Source organism: Pseudomonas sp. A39, from assembly GCF_058145955.1.
In genome coordinates, this window is the sequence record NZ_JBYVMD010000030.1 from 72,695 (window position 1) to 85,966 (window position 13,272).

At 61.2% G+C, this 13,272-nt stretch carries 17 protein-coding genes and 1 pseudogene; 6 read left to right on the forward strand and 12 right to left on the reverse strand.

Going from position 1 to position 13,272, the window contains the following annotated elements; translation table 11 throughout:
• The first annotated feature begins 3 nt into the window (after positions 1-3).
• A complete protein-coding gene (locus AC3ZU9_RS21315) occupies positions 4-318 on the forward strand; it encodes an SCP2 sterol-binding domain-containing protein (RefSeq protein ID WP_093545272.1) in 315 nt (104 codons plus the stop codon).
• A gap of 57 nt (positions 319-375) precedes the next feature.
• On the opposite strand, the gene AC3ZU9_RS21320 is transcribed toward AC3ZU9_RS21315, so the two are convergent.
• Genes AC3ZU9_RS21320 through AC3ZU9_RS21335 form a run of 4 tightly spaced genes read right to left on the reverse strand, consistent with a single transcriptional unit; the run spans position 376 to position 2,199 of the window.
• Positions 376-864 carry a periplasmic heavy metal sensor gene (locus AC3ZU9_RS21320; RefSeq protein ID WP_490091275.1) on the reverse strand — a complete coding sequence of 163 codons (489 nt, stop codon included), beginning with the start codon at positions 862-864 and terminating at the stop codon, positions 376-378.
• A complete protein-coding gene (locus tag AC3ZU9_RS21325; RefSeq protein ID WP_046034054.1) occupies positions 861-1,292 on the reverse strand; it encodes a hypothetical protein in 432 nt (143 codons plus the stop codon). Before AC3ZU9_RS21325 ends, AC3ZU9_RS21320 begins: the two co-directional genes overlap by 4 nt.
• Positions 1,289-1,867: an RNA polymerase sigma factor gene (locus AC3ZU9_RS21330; protein WP_012723809.1), complete on the reverse strand. Its 579-nt coding sequence runs from the start codon at positions 1,865-1,867 to the stop codon at positions 1,289-1,291. The genes AC3ZU9_RS21325 and AC3ZU9_RS21330 overlap by 4 nt, the downstream gene beginning before the upstream one ends.
• Before the next feature lie 20 nt (positions 1,868-1,887).
• Complete coding sequence (locus AC3ZU9_RS21335) at positions 1,888-2,199, reverse strand: YXWGXW repeat-containing protein (RefSeq protein WP_046034053.1); 312 nt, start codon at positions 2,197-2,199, stop codon at positions 1,888-1,890.
• A gap of 12 nt (positions 2,200-2,211) precedes the next feature.
• On the opposite strand from AC3ZU9_RS21335, the gene AC3ZU9_RS21340 reads away from it, so the two are divergent.
• On the forward strand, positions 2,212-2,376 hold the full coding sequence (locus AC3ZU9_RS21340; RefSeq protein WP_158309471.1) for a hypothetical protein: 165 nt from the start codon (positions 2,212-2,214) through the stop codon (positions 2,374-2,376).
• Positions 2,377-2,410: 34 nt separating this feature from the next.
• Positions 2,411-2,551: a hypothetical protein gene (locus AC3ZU9_RS21345; RefSeq protein WP_163825752.1), complete on the forward strand. Its 141-nt coding sequence runs from the start codon at positions 2,411-2,413 to the stop codon at positions 2,549-2,551.
• On the opposite strand, the pseudogene AC3ZU9_RS21350 reads toward AC3ZU9_RS21345, so the two are convergent.
• Positions 2,548-2,697: pseudogene (locus AC3ZU9_RS21350) on the reverse strand (DUF1652 domain-containing protein); the annotation flags it as partial. The gene AC3ZU9_RS21345 and the pseudogene AC3ZU9_RS21350 sit on opposite strands and share 4 nt — an antisense overlap.
• Before the next feature lie 91 nt (positions 2,698-2,788).
• On the opposite strand from AC3ZU9_RS21350, the gene AC3ZU9_RS21355 reads away from it, so the two are divergent.
• Positions 2,789-3,733, forward strand: coding sequence for a sensor domain-containing diguanylate cyclase (locus AC3ZU9_RS21355; RefSeq protein WP_043205241.1), 945 nt, complete (start codon positions 2,789-2,791; stop codon positions 3,731-3,733).
• Positions 3,734-3,999: 266 nt separating this feature from the next.
• Here AC3ZU9_RS21355 and AC3ZU9_RS21360 read toward each other — a convergent pair whose 3' ends face one another.
• The 5 genes from AC3ZU9_RS21360 to AC3ZU9_RS21380 all read right to left on the reverse strand — a co-directional run bounded on the left by AC3ZU9_RS21360 (position 4,000) and on the right by AC3ZU9_RS21380 (position 7,548).
• A complete protein-coding gene (locus AC3ZU9_RS21360) occupies positions 4,000-4,260 on the reverse strand; it encodes a hypothetical protein (protein WP_093545269.1) in 261 nt (86 codons plus the stop codon).
• A 4-nt stretch (positions 4,261-4,264) separates the two neighbouring features.
• Positions 4,265-4,711, reverse strand: a complete 447-nt coding sequence (locus AC3ZU9_RS21365; protein WP_490091276.1) for a GNAT family N-acetyltransferase — start codon at positions 4,709-4,711, stop codon at positions 4,265-4,267.
• A gap of 77 nt (positions 4,712-4,788) precedes the next feature.
• Positions 4,789-5,697, reverse strand: a complete 909-nt coding sequence (locus AC3ZU9_RS21370; protein WP_012723803.1) for a helix-turn-helix transcriptional regulator — start codon at positions 5,695-5,697, stop codon at positions 4,789-4,791.
• Positions 5,698-5,733: 36 nt separating this feature from the next.
• Complete coding sequence (locus AC3ZU9_RS21375; protein ID WP_012723802.1) at positions 5,734-6,429, reverse strand: fumarylacetoacetate hydrolase family protein; 696 nt, start codon at positions 6,427-6,429, stop codon at positions 5,734-5,736.
• A 66-nt stretch (positions 6,430-6,495) separates the two neighbouring features.
• The gene (locus AC3ZU9_RS21380; protein WP_490091277.1) at positions 6,496-7,548 is read right to left on the reverse strand and encodes an AbrB family transcriptional regulator; all 1,053 of its coding nucleotides are present in this window, start codon (positions 7,546-7,548) and stop codon (positions 6,496-6,498) included.
• 109 nt (positions 7,549-7,657) lie between these two features.
• On the opposite strand from AC3ZU9_RS21380, the gene AC3ZU9_RS21385 reads away from it, so the two are divergent.
• Positions 7,658-8,557: a LysR family transcriptional regulator gene (locus AC3ZU9_RS21385; protein WP_102060327.1), complete on the forward strand. Its 900-nt coding sequence runs from the start codon at positions 7,658-7,660 to the stop codon at positions 8,555-8,557.
• Positions 8,558-8,561: 4 nt separating this feature from the next.
• Here the strand turns inward: AC3ZU9_RS21385 and AC3ZU9_RS21390 are convergent, their stop codons facing one another.
• Both AC3ZU9_RS21390 and AC3ZU9_RS21395 read right to left on the reverse strand, forming a co-directional pair.
• Complete coding sequence (locus tag AC3ZU9_RS21390; RefSeq protein WP_043206222.1) at positions 8,562-8,891, reverse strand: hypothetical protein; 330 nt, start codon at positions 8,889-8,891, stop codon at positions 8,562-8,564.
• Positions 8,892-8,982: 91 nt separating this feature from the next.
• Entirely contained in the window at positions 8,983-11,484 is a 2,502-nt protein-coding gene (locus tag AC3ZU9_RS21395; protein WP_490091278.1) for a TonB-dependent siderophore receptor, read from the reverse strand.
• 253 nt (positions 11,485-11,737) lie between these two features.
• Here AC3ZU9_RS21395 and AC3ZU9_RS21400 point away from each other — a divergent pair.
• The coding region (locus AC3ZU9_RS21400) for a DUF6531 domain-containing protein (RefSeq protein ID WP_490091279.1) at positions 11,738-13,272 on the forward strand (1,535 nt) is incomplete at its 3' end.

Below are 13,272 nucleotides of genomic sequence, written 5' to 3' on the forward strand. Positions count from 1 at the left end.
ACCATGACTGACGTAGCCAAAGCTGTAGAAGCAATGAAAGCCAAATTCAACCCAAGCGCTGCCGAAGGCTTGGACCTGGTGTTCGGTTTCCGTATCGACGACACCAAGAACTTTTCTCTGGTCGTCAAAGACAAGACCTGTGAACTGCACGAAGGCGAGAACCCGGACGCCCAAGTGACCCTGGTCATGGACAGCGCAACCCTGGAAGGCATCGTCGACGGCTCCACCGACGGCATGCAGGCCTTCATGGGCGGCAAGCTGCGCACCGAAGGCGACATGATGCTGGCGATGAAGCTGAGCGAGCTGTTCCCTTCCTGATTCACGGGCTACCCTGAATCCTGATCCCGCCCTTACAGGCGGGATTTTTTTTGCCCGTCATCTCGAACTCAACACCGGCTTATTGAGCTTTTCTCCAGGCTTACCCTGCCCGCGCAAGTACAACGCCTCCACCAGTTTCTGCCGTTCATCCTGGGGCAAGGTGCTGGCGAACTGCGCCAAGGTCGTGTCCACCAACGCACGAAGTGCCATATCCGCTTCGCGGGCCTTGGCCAACTCGGTGACCAGCACGTCCCGGTCCAGCGTCGGCGCTTCCAGTTGCTTGATCACCCCCAGGCGCGCCGCACGCCCGGCCATGATCAACGGCTGGCTGTCAGCGCTGTTGTGGCGCAACAGTTGGCGCAACTCCCTGCGCCGCTCCGGCGGCAACTTGATCATGGCCTGACGCAAGCCATGCTGGTTGACCACCATGTCGGCAGGCTTGGCGCCAGCCATCCAGTGGTACAGGCCACCGCCCACACCACCGATCAAAAACACATTGAGCAATACCGAAACAAGCAACCACGGTTTCAGGGATTGGGCGGTCATTGCTCGGCTTCCTCGGCGTTGACGGTAAAGATGACTTGCGCATCACCCTGATCGAAGACGCTGGGCAGCACCTCGGAGGACAGCATCGGCAGCGGCACGCTCATGGACGCCACCAGCATGCCGGTGACGACCCCGGCGATGCCCACGCCCACCAAGCCCGCAGGTGACAGCCAAGCGGCATAGCGCGACCAGAACGACACGCGGCGCGGCGCTGACTGACGGATCTGCCGGGCCAGGGCCGGGTCAGCCAATACCGCTTGATGGCTGTCCAGTTGGGCGTCCAGCCAGCCCGCCTGTTCCAGGGCTTCGCGGGCGCTGGAGTTCGCGCTGTCGAGCAGCGCCTGGGCCGCGCCTTGCTCGGCCGCAGGCCAACGCCGTAAGTCGGCCCCATAGGCGTCGGCCAGATAAGCAAATCGTTCGGGTGTCATGATGTTCCCCTTCCTGGGCGGGCAAGCCCGGGTGTGTCGGCAAGTTGACTGCGCAACTGGCGTCGGGCCCGCGACAGCAGGCTCTCCAGTGCCTCGACGCTGATATTCATCAGGGCCGCGGCGTCGATGTTCGACAGCTCCTGGTAGTACTGCAACACAATGGCTTCGCGCTGACGCTCGGGCAATGCCGCCAAGGCGGCGGCCATGCGGGCGTTGCGCTCAGTGGTTTCCAGCTGTTCATCCAGCGGCGGCGCGCTGTCCGCAAGCGCCAGCGTGTCCGCCTCGGCCAGCGGGCGCTCCTTGCGCCGACGCAAACGGTCATGGCACAGGTTGAGCGCCACCCGGTGCAACCAGGTGTCGAAGCGCGCTTCGCCACTGCGCCAACTGGCCGCATGCCGCCAGATGCGCAGGAAGCTTTCCTGGGCCACGTCCCTGGCTTCGTCGGCATCCCCCAGGATCCGGCCGGCAAGCGCCAGCAGACGCGGCAGTTTGCGCGTCACCATTTCGTTGACGGCCGCAGGTTCGTTGTTCCCGATACGCGCCAGCAGTTCAACGTCCGGATCAGTGTCTTTCAATCGGGCAGTTCTCTAAGACTTCAGCGGATCCAATGCCCTTCACGCCAGTACCAGTTGGGGCCATGCGCTTCCCAATGGCCCGGCTCCCAGCGCGCATTGCGCATGACCGGCTGCCAGTGCCCCGGCACCCAAGCGTAACCGCGCCCTTCCCAGCGCCAGTGCCCACGGTCCCAGGCGTAACCCGGACGTTCCACGGGGATCACTTCCACGCGTGCCGGCGGCGGCGCCTGGCGGATGATGATTTCGGTCTGGGCAAACACCGGGGTGCTGATACACGCGGCGAGGGCCAGCGGAGCAAGCAAGGCAAAACGCAATTTGGCCAGGGGTCTCATGGCAACTCCTTCATGCAACGCGCGAAAGTGCAGGTCGCTGATGGGTTGAACGGCGGGTACGAAATAATCCGTCGCAGAATGCGCGGATTATTTACGGGCAGTATTGCCCAGGGGATGGCGGGGCTTGATGAAATGTTTGAAAGCTTCGCGACGGATTTATGCAGCTGGCAGCGTTGAAGGATTAACGCTGATCAACCCGAGAGGAAACACCATGTACCGCCGACTTTCCATGCTGGTTGCCGCATTGCTGATCGTCAGCCTCAGCGGCTGTGTGATCGTGCCGGAACACCGCCATTGCTGCTGGCGTTATTACGGCGCGCTCGACACGCCGTCCCACACCGTCAACGGTTAGCTGACCGCTGCAAACCCACGGCGCCCGGCCTTGATCTCGGTGCGCAACTCGCCAATCAGGTTTGAGACGGAACGGATGCTGTCCAAACCCTCCGGGGACACGCCCGTCAGCAGCAGCTCGACCCGACCGGACACCGGTTCAAAGATACCTCCCGTCTGCTGCGTCGGTGAGCACTTGACTCCACGCGCCGATCAAAAGACGCTCTTGGCTTTTGGCCATCATTGTGAGCAGCCCACCATGAGTATCGACCCTCCGAGCCAGCCCGACAGCGATGTGTACAAGACCTTGCTGGAGTCGACCAAGGCCATCCCCTGGCGCATCGATTGGCAGACGATGACCTTCAGCTACATCGGCCCGCAGATCGAGACATTACTCGGCTGGACCCCGCAAAGCTGGGTCAGCGTGGACGATTGGGTCGAGCGCATGCACCCGGACGACCGCGAATACGTGGTGAATTTCTGCGTATCGCAATCTCGCGCCGGGGTGGACCATGAGGCGGATTACCGGGCGCTGACCGTGAACGGCGACTACGTGTGGATTCGTGACGTGGTGCATGTGGTGCGTAAGGACGGTGAGGTCGAGGCGCTGATCGGTTTTATGTTCGATATCAGTGAGCGCAAGAAAACCGAAGAGCACTTGGTGCGCCTGCAAAAACAACTCGAGGAATATTCCTACCAGGATGGCCTGACCGGCATCGCCAACCGGCGCATGTTCGACACCGTGCTGGAACGGGAATGGGCCAGCGCCCAACGCAGCCAGTTACCCCTGTCATTGATCATTCTGGATATCGATTTTTTCAAGCAGTACAACGACCACTACGGCCACATCAAGGGCGATGAGTGCTTGCGTCACGTCGCACACACCCTGTCCAAGGCAGCCAACCGGCCACGGGATTTCATTGCGCGTATCGGTGGCGAAGAGTTTGTGTGGCTGCTGCCGGAAACCGATGCCGCGTCGGCCAGGCAAGTTGCGCAACGCTGCCTGCATCTGATCCGCCAGCAGCAGATCGAGCATGGTTTTTCGGCGGTCTCGAACCTGCTGACCTTGAGCCTCGGCGTCGGCACTCGCCTGGTAAAACCTGAGAGTCCGATGCTGGTGTTTGTCGAAGAAGTCGACAAGTTGCTGTACCAGGCCAAACGTAACGGGCGGATGCGTGCGGAGTTCAGCAACGCCGAAGTTTGACGTCGAGGCCAAATTTCAGGCAAAAAAAATCCCAAGTAGCTGATGGAAACTTGGGATTTAAAAATGCATAAACCGTGGGAGGTGAACGCCCGGCTATAGTACCGACTGTAAAAAGCCGTAACAAGATTATTTTATTCCTTTCGTCGGATTAAAAGCGCCGTAAGTCGTTCAATAACCACACCTTTTTTAAGGTAGGCAGGTATATAAGTGCCACTTTTTGGTGCAACTAGCGCCTATATTTCCACTTATAAAAAAGGGTTATTGGATTAACGCGGTGTGGCACTTATCGGTGTGTGCCCGATCAACTGCTCGCATGTGTCTCGGGTTTCAAGAGTATTAGACAACACCGAACGCGCCACACTTTCCACCTGCCTGCACAGTGCCAGGCGCTCATTGGCGGCTTCCCGTTCGCGGTCCACGTCGGCGTTGAGCCGGACGAAATAGATGCCCAGCAACACCGCGACGCAGAGTACCGCGACGGCGAAGTAGCGAAAGCTATGGGAGGACGGCAGCTCGGGTGCGTTCATGAGCTTACGGCGCCCTGCTCTTCTCGTAACGTACGTCGTCGCCTTCGACCTGCCCCGTCACCGTCCAGCCCAGGCGCCGATAAAACCCGTTGGCACGGATGTGGTCGCGCCCGTCGGTAATCAAAAACAGCGTGGCATGGTGTTCAAACAACGCGGCTTCGGCCACCGCCATGAGTTGACGGCCCAGGCCCAGGTTCTCGTGGGTCGGCAACACGAACAGCGCAAATACCTCGCCCGTGGCCAGGTCGACCATGCTGAAGGCGGCCGGCTGGCCATTCACTTCAGCGATCCATGCGCAGGGCGCGGCGCGGATGCTATCGGCCAGCCCCTGCGGGGTGATGCCCAAACCGGCCATCTGCACGACGCTCAAGTGGTTTTGCACCACTGAAGTACGGATAGTGAACAGCGTATCGACATCGTCCTGTGTCGCCGCCCGGATCGTTGTTTGCATACTGGCCTCCCTGATGAAGGTCGCAATTGTATGCAAATACAAACACAGCGATTGTCGTGGATTTGTAAACCTGTGGCCTACACCGCATCCCCCTGCTGTTGGCGACGAAATTGCCCCGGTGCCAACCCATGGGCCTTGCGGAAACAACGGGAAAAATACGCCTCATCGGTAAATCCGCAACGGTGCGCGATGGGGCCAATCAGTTGCGCACTGTTGAGCAACAACGTGCGCGCCAACTGCATGCGCCGGTCGAGCACCAGGTGCGAGAAAGGTTTACCGGTTTCCTTGCGCAACAGGTGGGTGAGGTAGTTGGGTGACAGGAACGCAGCGGCGGCCGTGTCGGTCAGGTTGAGGGTCGGCTCATGCAGGTGTTCGCGAATGTAACCCTGCACACGCGCCAATGCATCCTTGCGCCCACGTCGCGTGGCATTGTTGGCGGCCAGGGCTTGCAAGGGCTCGGCGTACTGCTCACACACCAGGCCGACCAGTTGAAACAGGTAGCCCTTGAGGCGCTCGCGCGCGCCAAAGGTACGGTGAGCGTCGAGCTCGCGCATATGCGTGAGCCAGGTTTGCACATGAGTGAAGGCCGCATCATCGAGGATGAAGTCCAGCTGTTCCTGGAAGCGAAACGGCGACAGCTCGGGGGCCTGGCCGATGGGGATGTCTTCCAGGTCCAGGGGATCGCACGTCAGTTGCGGCAGGAAAAACGCCTGGCTGAAGTTGATCAGCATGAACTCGCCGTCCTCGGGATGGGGAATCACATGCAACCGGTGAGGCAGGATAAACGCCAGCGCCTTGCGCGGAAACGGCCGCACCGCGCCGCCGATGTGCTGCACGGTGTCGCCGCCCAGGTTGATCTGGATCTGGAAATACTCATGGCGATGAGGATGGGTGAGCGCCGCCCTCGCGCGTTTGTCGCGGATGTAAAAGTCGGGGCGGTCGCTGCGCTGTTCCATGCCGTAAGTGGTGACGCGGGTGCCTGGCATAAGGGTCTCTCGGGTGGCCTGGGCCCCACTTTAGCCTCAACGTTGGCGGAGGGTGAAACGTAACTCGCCGATGCCGTCGATGCCGGCGGTGACCACATCGCCTGGCTGCAACGCGCCAACGCCCGCGGGCGTGCCGGTGAAGATCAGGTCGCCGGCCTTGAGCGCGACAGCGTTGGAGGCATGGCTGATCACTTCACTGACAGACCAGATCTGGTCAGCCAGATCGCCCACCTGGCGTTGTTCGCCATTGACCTGGAGCCAGATTCTGCCGCTGGACGGGTGCCCTACCGCACTCACCGGTTGCAGTGCGGTGCTTGGCGCGGACTCATCAAATGCCTTGGCCCATTCCCACGGACGCGAGAGCTTTTTCGCCTGGGCTTGCAGGTCGCGACGGGTCAGGTCGATGCCGACACCGTACCCCCAGATGTGGGAAAACGCCTGTTCCGGGCTGATGTTCACCCCGTCCTTGCCGATGGCCACCACCAGTTCCACTTCGTGGTGCAAGTCGGCGGTCAGCGGCGGATAAGCGATCACGCCTTCGGCCGGCACCACGGCGTCCGCCGGTTTCATGAAGAAGAATGGTGGCTCACGGTCGGGGTCATGCCCCATCTCACGCGCGTGCTCGCTGTAGTTGCGGCCCACACAGAACACCCGGCGCAGCGGGAAGCGCGCCGCACTGCCCTGTACCGCGAGGGATGGGGTTGGGGTGGGTGTCAATACATAGTCAGTCATCGCCTGTTCCTCTTCATTTACCTGACCCCAGTATGGCGAGGAGCGCCAAGGCGAAGTTGGACAGGCTTACGCAGATTTTGCACTGACCGGTGCTTGCACCTGCGACTCCGGATTCAGCAGGCGATAAAGTGGCAAGCACGCCGCCTGGATCAACAGCATGCGGATCACCTGCATCGCCGTCACCAGCGTCACGGCCAGGCCCAGGGCCTCGGCGGTGAGGCTCATTTCCGGTGCGCTGCCGGGCATCATGCCCAGGGCCAGCGACAACCACGGCATGCCCAACCCGGCGCCGAGCGCCCAGGCAGCCAACGCTGTGGTAATCACCGAAGCGGTCAATAACAGCAGCACCTTGGCCAGCAGACCCGGCGCACGACGGAAGAAACTGCGGTCAAACGCGACGCCCAATGCACAGCCGATCAGCAACTGCCCGCTGCCGCTGAGCCAGCCCGGCATGCTCATCGACAAGTTATTGCAGCCCACCCCCACCGCGCAGATCAGGAACGGCCCGAACGTCCACGGGTTGGGCAGCTTGCATTGCTTGAAACCCAGGGCCGCCAGCCAGCCCATCGCCAGGATGAAGATCAGCCATGGCCAGATCACCGGCAATGGCGCAGGCGCAGCCACCGCGGGCAGGCCGAAGGTGGCAACGGCAGGAACCGTCAGCAGGATCAACAGCAAACGGATGCTGTGGGCGGCCGCGATGAATGCAGTATCCGCCTGCCGTTGGCGACCCAGGTGCACCATCTCGCTGGAATTGGCGGGCATCAAGGCGAAGAACGCCGTGCCAAAGGGCACGCCCCAGCGATGCAGGATCAGCACCGAACACAACGCCAGCACCAACGTCAGCAACACGGCCGTGACGATCAGCCCAAGGTGGGCCGCCACCTGCTGCATCACCGGCAACGTGAAATGACAGCCGATGGCGACCGCCACGATGAGTTGCCCGACGTGGCGCCCATGGGGAATCTCCGGCACCCGGCCACCGGCGCAGCGAGTCAGCATCACGGCCACCAGCGAGCCAATCACCCACGGCAATGGCCACCCCGCCCAACTGGCAAGGCTACCGCCCAGGGCGCCGACGATCAGGGTGACAAGCCAATAGGCGCGAAAGTTGGGCATCGTGTGGCACTCGGCATGGAGAAGAATGCCGACAGGTTATAGACTTGCCTTCATCACAGAAAATATCCATTTGTGAAGCAACTCATCACACTTTGTTATGCGAGCCCGTATGAACCTGAAAGCGTTGGAGTACTGCGTCGAAATCGCCCGTCAAGGCAGCTTCACCAAGGCGGCCCAGGCGTTGCACGTGGCACAACCGGCGCTGAGCATGGCGGTGAGTCGCCTGGAAGAGGAGCTGGGCGTAGCCCTGTTCAACCGTGCCACGCGGCAGATCAGCGTGACGGCCGAGGGGCAGTTGTTCCTGGCGCGTGCCGAGGCGTGCCTTGAAGGGTTGGCCGGTGCCCGGCGTGAATTGCAGGACCTGACCCAGTTGCACAGCGGCGAGATCCGCGTCGGTGTGCCGCCGATGTATGGCATCCGTCATATTCCCGAATTGCTGATGCAATTTCGCGCCCGCTACCCCGGCATCGCCATGCATGTGGTGGAAGGCAGCGCCGATGACATCAGCAATCGCCTGGCCACGCGGGACATCGATGTGGCGCTGCTGGAGTCGCGGCGGGTCGATCCGGATTGGGAGTCGGTGTTGCTCGGCAGTGACGAAATGGTGTTGTGCATGCATGCGCAGCACCCACTGGCGGCAGCGTCGTCCATCCCGGCCGCGCGCTTGCAGGACGAGCCGATGCTGGTGTTCGACAACACCTTCCTGCAGCGCCATCTGCTGGACGCCTTTTGCAGCGCGGCTCGGGTTCGGTTCAGCATTGCCCTGGAGAGTAATTTCGTGCCGCTGGTGATTACCGCCACCCGCAGCGGAATGGGCATATCCACCCTGCTGCGTTCAGTGCAGGAGCAGGAACCCGGGCTCGCGGGTGTTTCTTTCGAGCCCGCGCAGTTCATGCACTTCAACCTGTGCTGGCGCGCCAACGAGTACCTGTCCCAGGCCAATCAGCGATTTATTGAAACGGCAAAGGCGTATTTCCAGGACGATGAGCGCTCACCGTTGTCGGGCTAAGTGGTCACTTACGCGCGACTTTATAGCGCACGCAATCCTGGTAGAAGCCCTGGCGAATCGCCTCAGGCTTGAGCCGCGAGCGGCTGTCGTAGGTTTGTTCGGTGATGCCCATGGCCATCATGCGCATCCACGATTTATTGAATTTCATGGATTGGATCTTCTGCCGCGCCGCATACAGCGACACCCCGGACAACTTGAGCTCCTGGGCCCTGGCGGCGGTGCCGGCGCCCCAACTGCACATGTACTTGTCACCTTCGCGCAGCTCCCGTGCCTGCACGGCAGCCGCGCCGCCGGCCAGGGAGCAGGCGATCAGCATGATTCCAACAGTGCGCATTTGCATCCCCACCTAACCACCTGAAAATAAAAGCGATTCTGGCGAGGATTTTGTTACAAGGGGGCCATTAAAGTGCCTTACTTGCCCCTCATCACCACTGGTAAGTCGCACTTGCCTGCACGGTGCGCTGCGAGCCATACCAGCACCACGAGTAGGAATAGCAGGACGCGACGTACTCTTTATTCGCCAGGTTGGTGGCGTTGAGGGCCAAACGCAGGTTGTCCTTGAGGTGGGCAATGTTTGGGATGTCGTAGTGCACCGCTGCGTCAAACAGGGTATAGCCCGGCACTTTGAGGGTGTTGGCGGTATCGCCCCAAGACGAACCGACATACCGCGCGCCTGCGCCAACGCCGAAGCCTTTGAGCTGGCCGTCGTGGAAGGTGTAGTCGGCCCACGCGGAGGCGGTGTGGCGCGGCACGCCGTACGTGGTGGTGCCTTCGGCAGCGATGGCCGGGCCTACGCCGATGTCGCTGATGGGCGCATAACGCACGGTGTTGTTGGACTTGCTGAGGCGGTTGTCCAGGTAGGCATAGGCGGCGGTGATGTCCAGGTTATCGTTGAGGCTGGCCTTGCCTTCCAGTTCAAAGCCACGCGATTGCACTTCGCCGTCCTGGCTCTGGCAACGGCCGGTGCCACACAGGTGAGTGGGGTCCGGGTCGGTGGTCAGCACGTTGGTCTGGCGCAGGTCGAAAATAGCTGCAGTGATAAAGCTGTTGCTGCCCGGCGGCTGGTACTTGATGCCGATTTCATACTGCTTGCCTTCGGTCGGCTTGAACACCGAGCCGCCGTAACCGGTACCCGATTGCGGGTTGAACGACTCCGCGTAGCTGGCATACGGCGCCAGGCCGTTATCGAAGAGGTAAACCAGGCCGATACGGCCGGTGAACGCCTTGCTGTCCAGGGACGACTTGCTCTTGGCACCGCTGCTGAGGGTCTGCGTGCTGTTATCGGTGCTGGCCCAGTCATACCGACCGCCCAGCAGCAACACCCATTTGTCCCACTTCATCTGCTCTTGCAGATACGCACCGGTCTGTTCGCTGCGCGAGGTGCCATCGGTGGTGTAGGCCGGCACCGGGACCGCCGCGCCATACACCGGATTGAAAATATCCAGGGTCGGGCCTGCGGTGTAGACGCCTGACCCGGACAGGGTGTCGGTGCTGGTGTTCTGGTAGTCGAGCCCCATCAACAAGGTGTGCTGCAGCGGGCCGGTGTCGAATTTGGCCTGCAACTGGTTGTCGAGAGTGTAGGCATCCATGTTGACATCGCTGGCGATGGTCGAACGGCGAATGGTGCGGTAATCCGTCTGCAGGTAGTTGCTGTAGAGGCTGCGATACTGGCCTTCGCTGCGCAGGTACCGCGCATTCTGGCGTACGGTCCACACGTCATCGAAGTGATGCTCGAACGCCCAGCCAATGGAGTAGTAGTCGCGGTCGCTTTTCTCGAAGTTCTTTTCGCCATCGTAGAAATCCACATCGATGCTGCGCCCGGTCGGGCTATGCAGCACCGAGCCCCAGGCCGGCACCGAACCGTAGGACGCGCCTTTGGGGTCCTTCTGGAAATGCCCGAGCAGGGTCAGCGAGGTGGCGTCGTCCGGGCGCCAGGTGAAGGCGCTGGACAATGACTGACGGCGCGTCTCGGTGTGCTCTACCTGGCCATCCGCATCGTCGAAAAGCCCGGCGACACGGTAGGAATACACACCCTGATCGTCCAGCGGGCCACTCAAGTCGAAGGTAGTGCGCTTCTTGTTAAAGGTGCCGTATTCCACACCCACTTCGTGAAACGGCGTGTCCAGCGGGCGTTTGCTGACCATGTTGATCACCCCGCTCGGCGTGCCCTGCCCGTACAACACCGACGCCGGACCGCGCAGCACTTCTACGCGCTCCAGGTCGAAGGCGTCCTTCTGCGGCAACGCGTCACGGCTCGATGGCATGCGCAGGCCATCCAAGTAGGTGGCCGGAGAGAAACCGCGGATGGTCAACTGGTCGAGACGCGACGCGGTGGCGCCACGGGTTTCCGGGATGACGGCGGCGCTGTAGCGCAGGATCTGGTTGAGGCTCTCGGCGTTTTGCGCACGCATCTGGTCTTTGGTGACGATGGAAATCGACTGCGGGGTTTCGATCAGCGCGGTATCGGTCTTGGTGCCCGACACGCTGCGCGTGGCCACATAGCCGGACACCGGCCCGGTCGGGCTTTCGCTCTGGTAGGCGCCGCTGATGGTGGTGGCCTGCAGCTCCATGGCGCCGCCGCTCTCCGGGATGGCTTCCAGACGGTAGCGATCGGCGGAGATCTTCAACGCTTGCAAACCGCTGCCGGTGAGCAACTGGTTCAGCGCCACATCGGTGTCGTATGGACCGCTCAATCCCTTGCTGCGTTTGCCCCGGGTCAAGCTTGCATCGAATGCCAGCACCAACCCCGCCTGCTCGGCCAGGCTATTGAGCGCCTGGCTCAAGTCACCGGCAGGGATCGAGAAGCTGCGCACGGTGCTGCTGCTCTCTTCGGCAAAGGAGGACTGGACGGTGAGCAACGGCACGGCGGCAAAAGCCATCGCCACTGACAGGGCCAGTGGATGCAAGGGACGAGCGAGGCGCGACATGGGAAATCCTGCGTAAGGGAGGTTCTATTAACCATGACGGGCATGTCGGGAAATCGGGCAAGGATGAGAGCGATTTTTATTTGAGGCGTGCGAATGCAATCAGGTTTATCGCTGTTTTGTGTAGCCGTTTAGCTGGGTTTCTCGCGGATTTTCCCGCTGTGTAGTCGGCCTTTTCTGAATTTCTCAACCGTTCATCCAGCCGCTTTTTGCTGCGGCATGCTCCGACGCCTTGCCCTCTGTCGAGATGTCACGGATGACCCACGCTTCCCACATTGCCCTGATCGAACATGAACTGGACGGCTTTCATCAAAGCCTGGTGATTTATCGCCAACAAATGGGCGCGTGGTATTCGCATGCGCTCGACTCCGTGAGCCATGGGCTGGACATGCCGTCGTTGTTGGGGATGGACCGGGTGTTGCGGGTGGGGGATGCGCAGCAATCGGTGAGCCTTTCCGATGCTGACTTTTCGACCGTGACCCGGTGCCCGGTGGGCGGCGAGGTGAAGATCGAGAGCCTGTTCGAGTCGGTGTATGACGTGCCGATTGGCGATATCCCGGTCGAGGTCATCGGGCTGGATGATGGCAGCTCCACCGTGATCATGCTGGATGAACAGGGTAAGGGCTCGCACCACTGCGCGGCGGGCGAGCGCTATCAGGTGCGGGTGCAGGGCGGGGTGTCCGAGGAACAGGTCGACGCGCTGTTTGCCTCTTACGCCGGGCTGACCGGGGATCTGGAGCGGTGGCTTCGGGAGCAGTGGTCTGGCTTCAAACCGCACTGGGAACGCTCAACCGCCAGTGCAATTGGCAGCGGCCTGTTGGCGGGCAGCTGGGCGGCGATTCGTGATGTGTGGGACAGCATCAAGCTCGTGCAGGCGATTCTTGAAGACCCGCTGAAGTACGTTGAGCAGTTGGGCACCGAAGCGACCAAGTTGGCGCAGATCGCCACCGATGCGCCCAAGGTCATGGAACAGGCCATGTTGCTGGCCAGCGACGAGGCAGCGCTGTACCTGATGTTGCGCACGGCGATGATCTGGTTGGATGCATTGCCACCCAGTGAAATAGCGAAAGTGACAGCTGGGTTTGTGGCGTCGCTGCTGATCGACTTGGTGATTGGCGTGGTGTTGACCATCGCCTTGCCGGCGGCGGGTGTGGCGTATTTGAGTCTGCGGTTGGTCAAGTATGGGGCGCAGATTCTTGATGCAGCGGTGAGCTTTGTTAAGGGTCTTTTGGCGATTCTGACAAAGTTCATGCAGGCCGTGGATCGCTATAAGGCGGTCGCGGTTCGGGGGGTGGTCGGCGCGCTCAAGCAAGGCACGATGCAGATGCGCTGGAAGGCACGGCAGAACGCGGTGCTGAAGCAGAAAGAGCATGTGGATGATGTGCCGGCTGCTGCTCGCAATCCCAACGGGGATGCGGCTGCCTCTTCCGACAAAACAGCCACTAACGGTTGCCCGGTGTCGATGGTCACCGGCGAGGAACTGCTGACGCTGACCGATGGGGCGTTGGACGGAATTTTGCCGTTTGAGTGGACCCGGTTGTACCGCACCAGTGCGGTGGAAGTGGATTGCGGGCTGGGGTTTGGTTGGAGTCACTCGCTGGCGCATCGGTTGAGTGTTTCCGGTGATTCGGTGGTGTGGACCGATCATGAAAATAGGTCGACCACCCTGCCCTTGCCTACGGTTTCTCGGCCTGCGATTACCAATAGTTTGGCGGAAGCGGCGATCTACTTGGGGTCGTTGCCTGATGAACTGGTGCTGGCGCAGGCGTCACGGTTCTACCACTTTCGCGA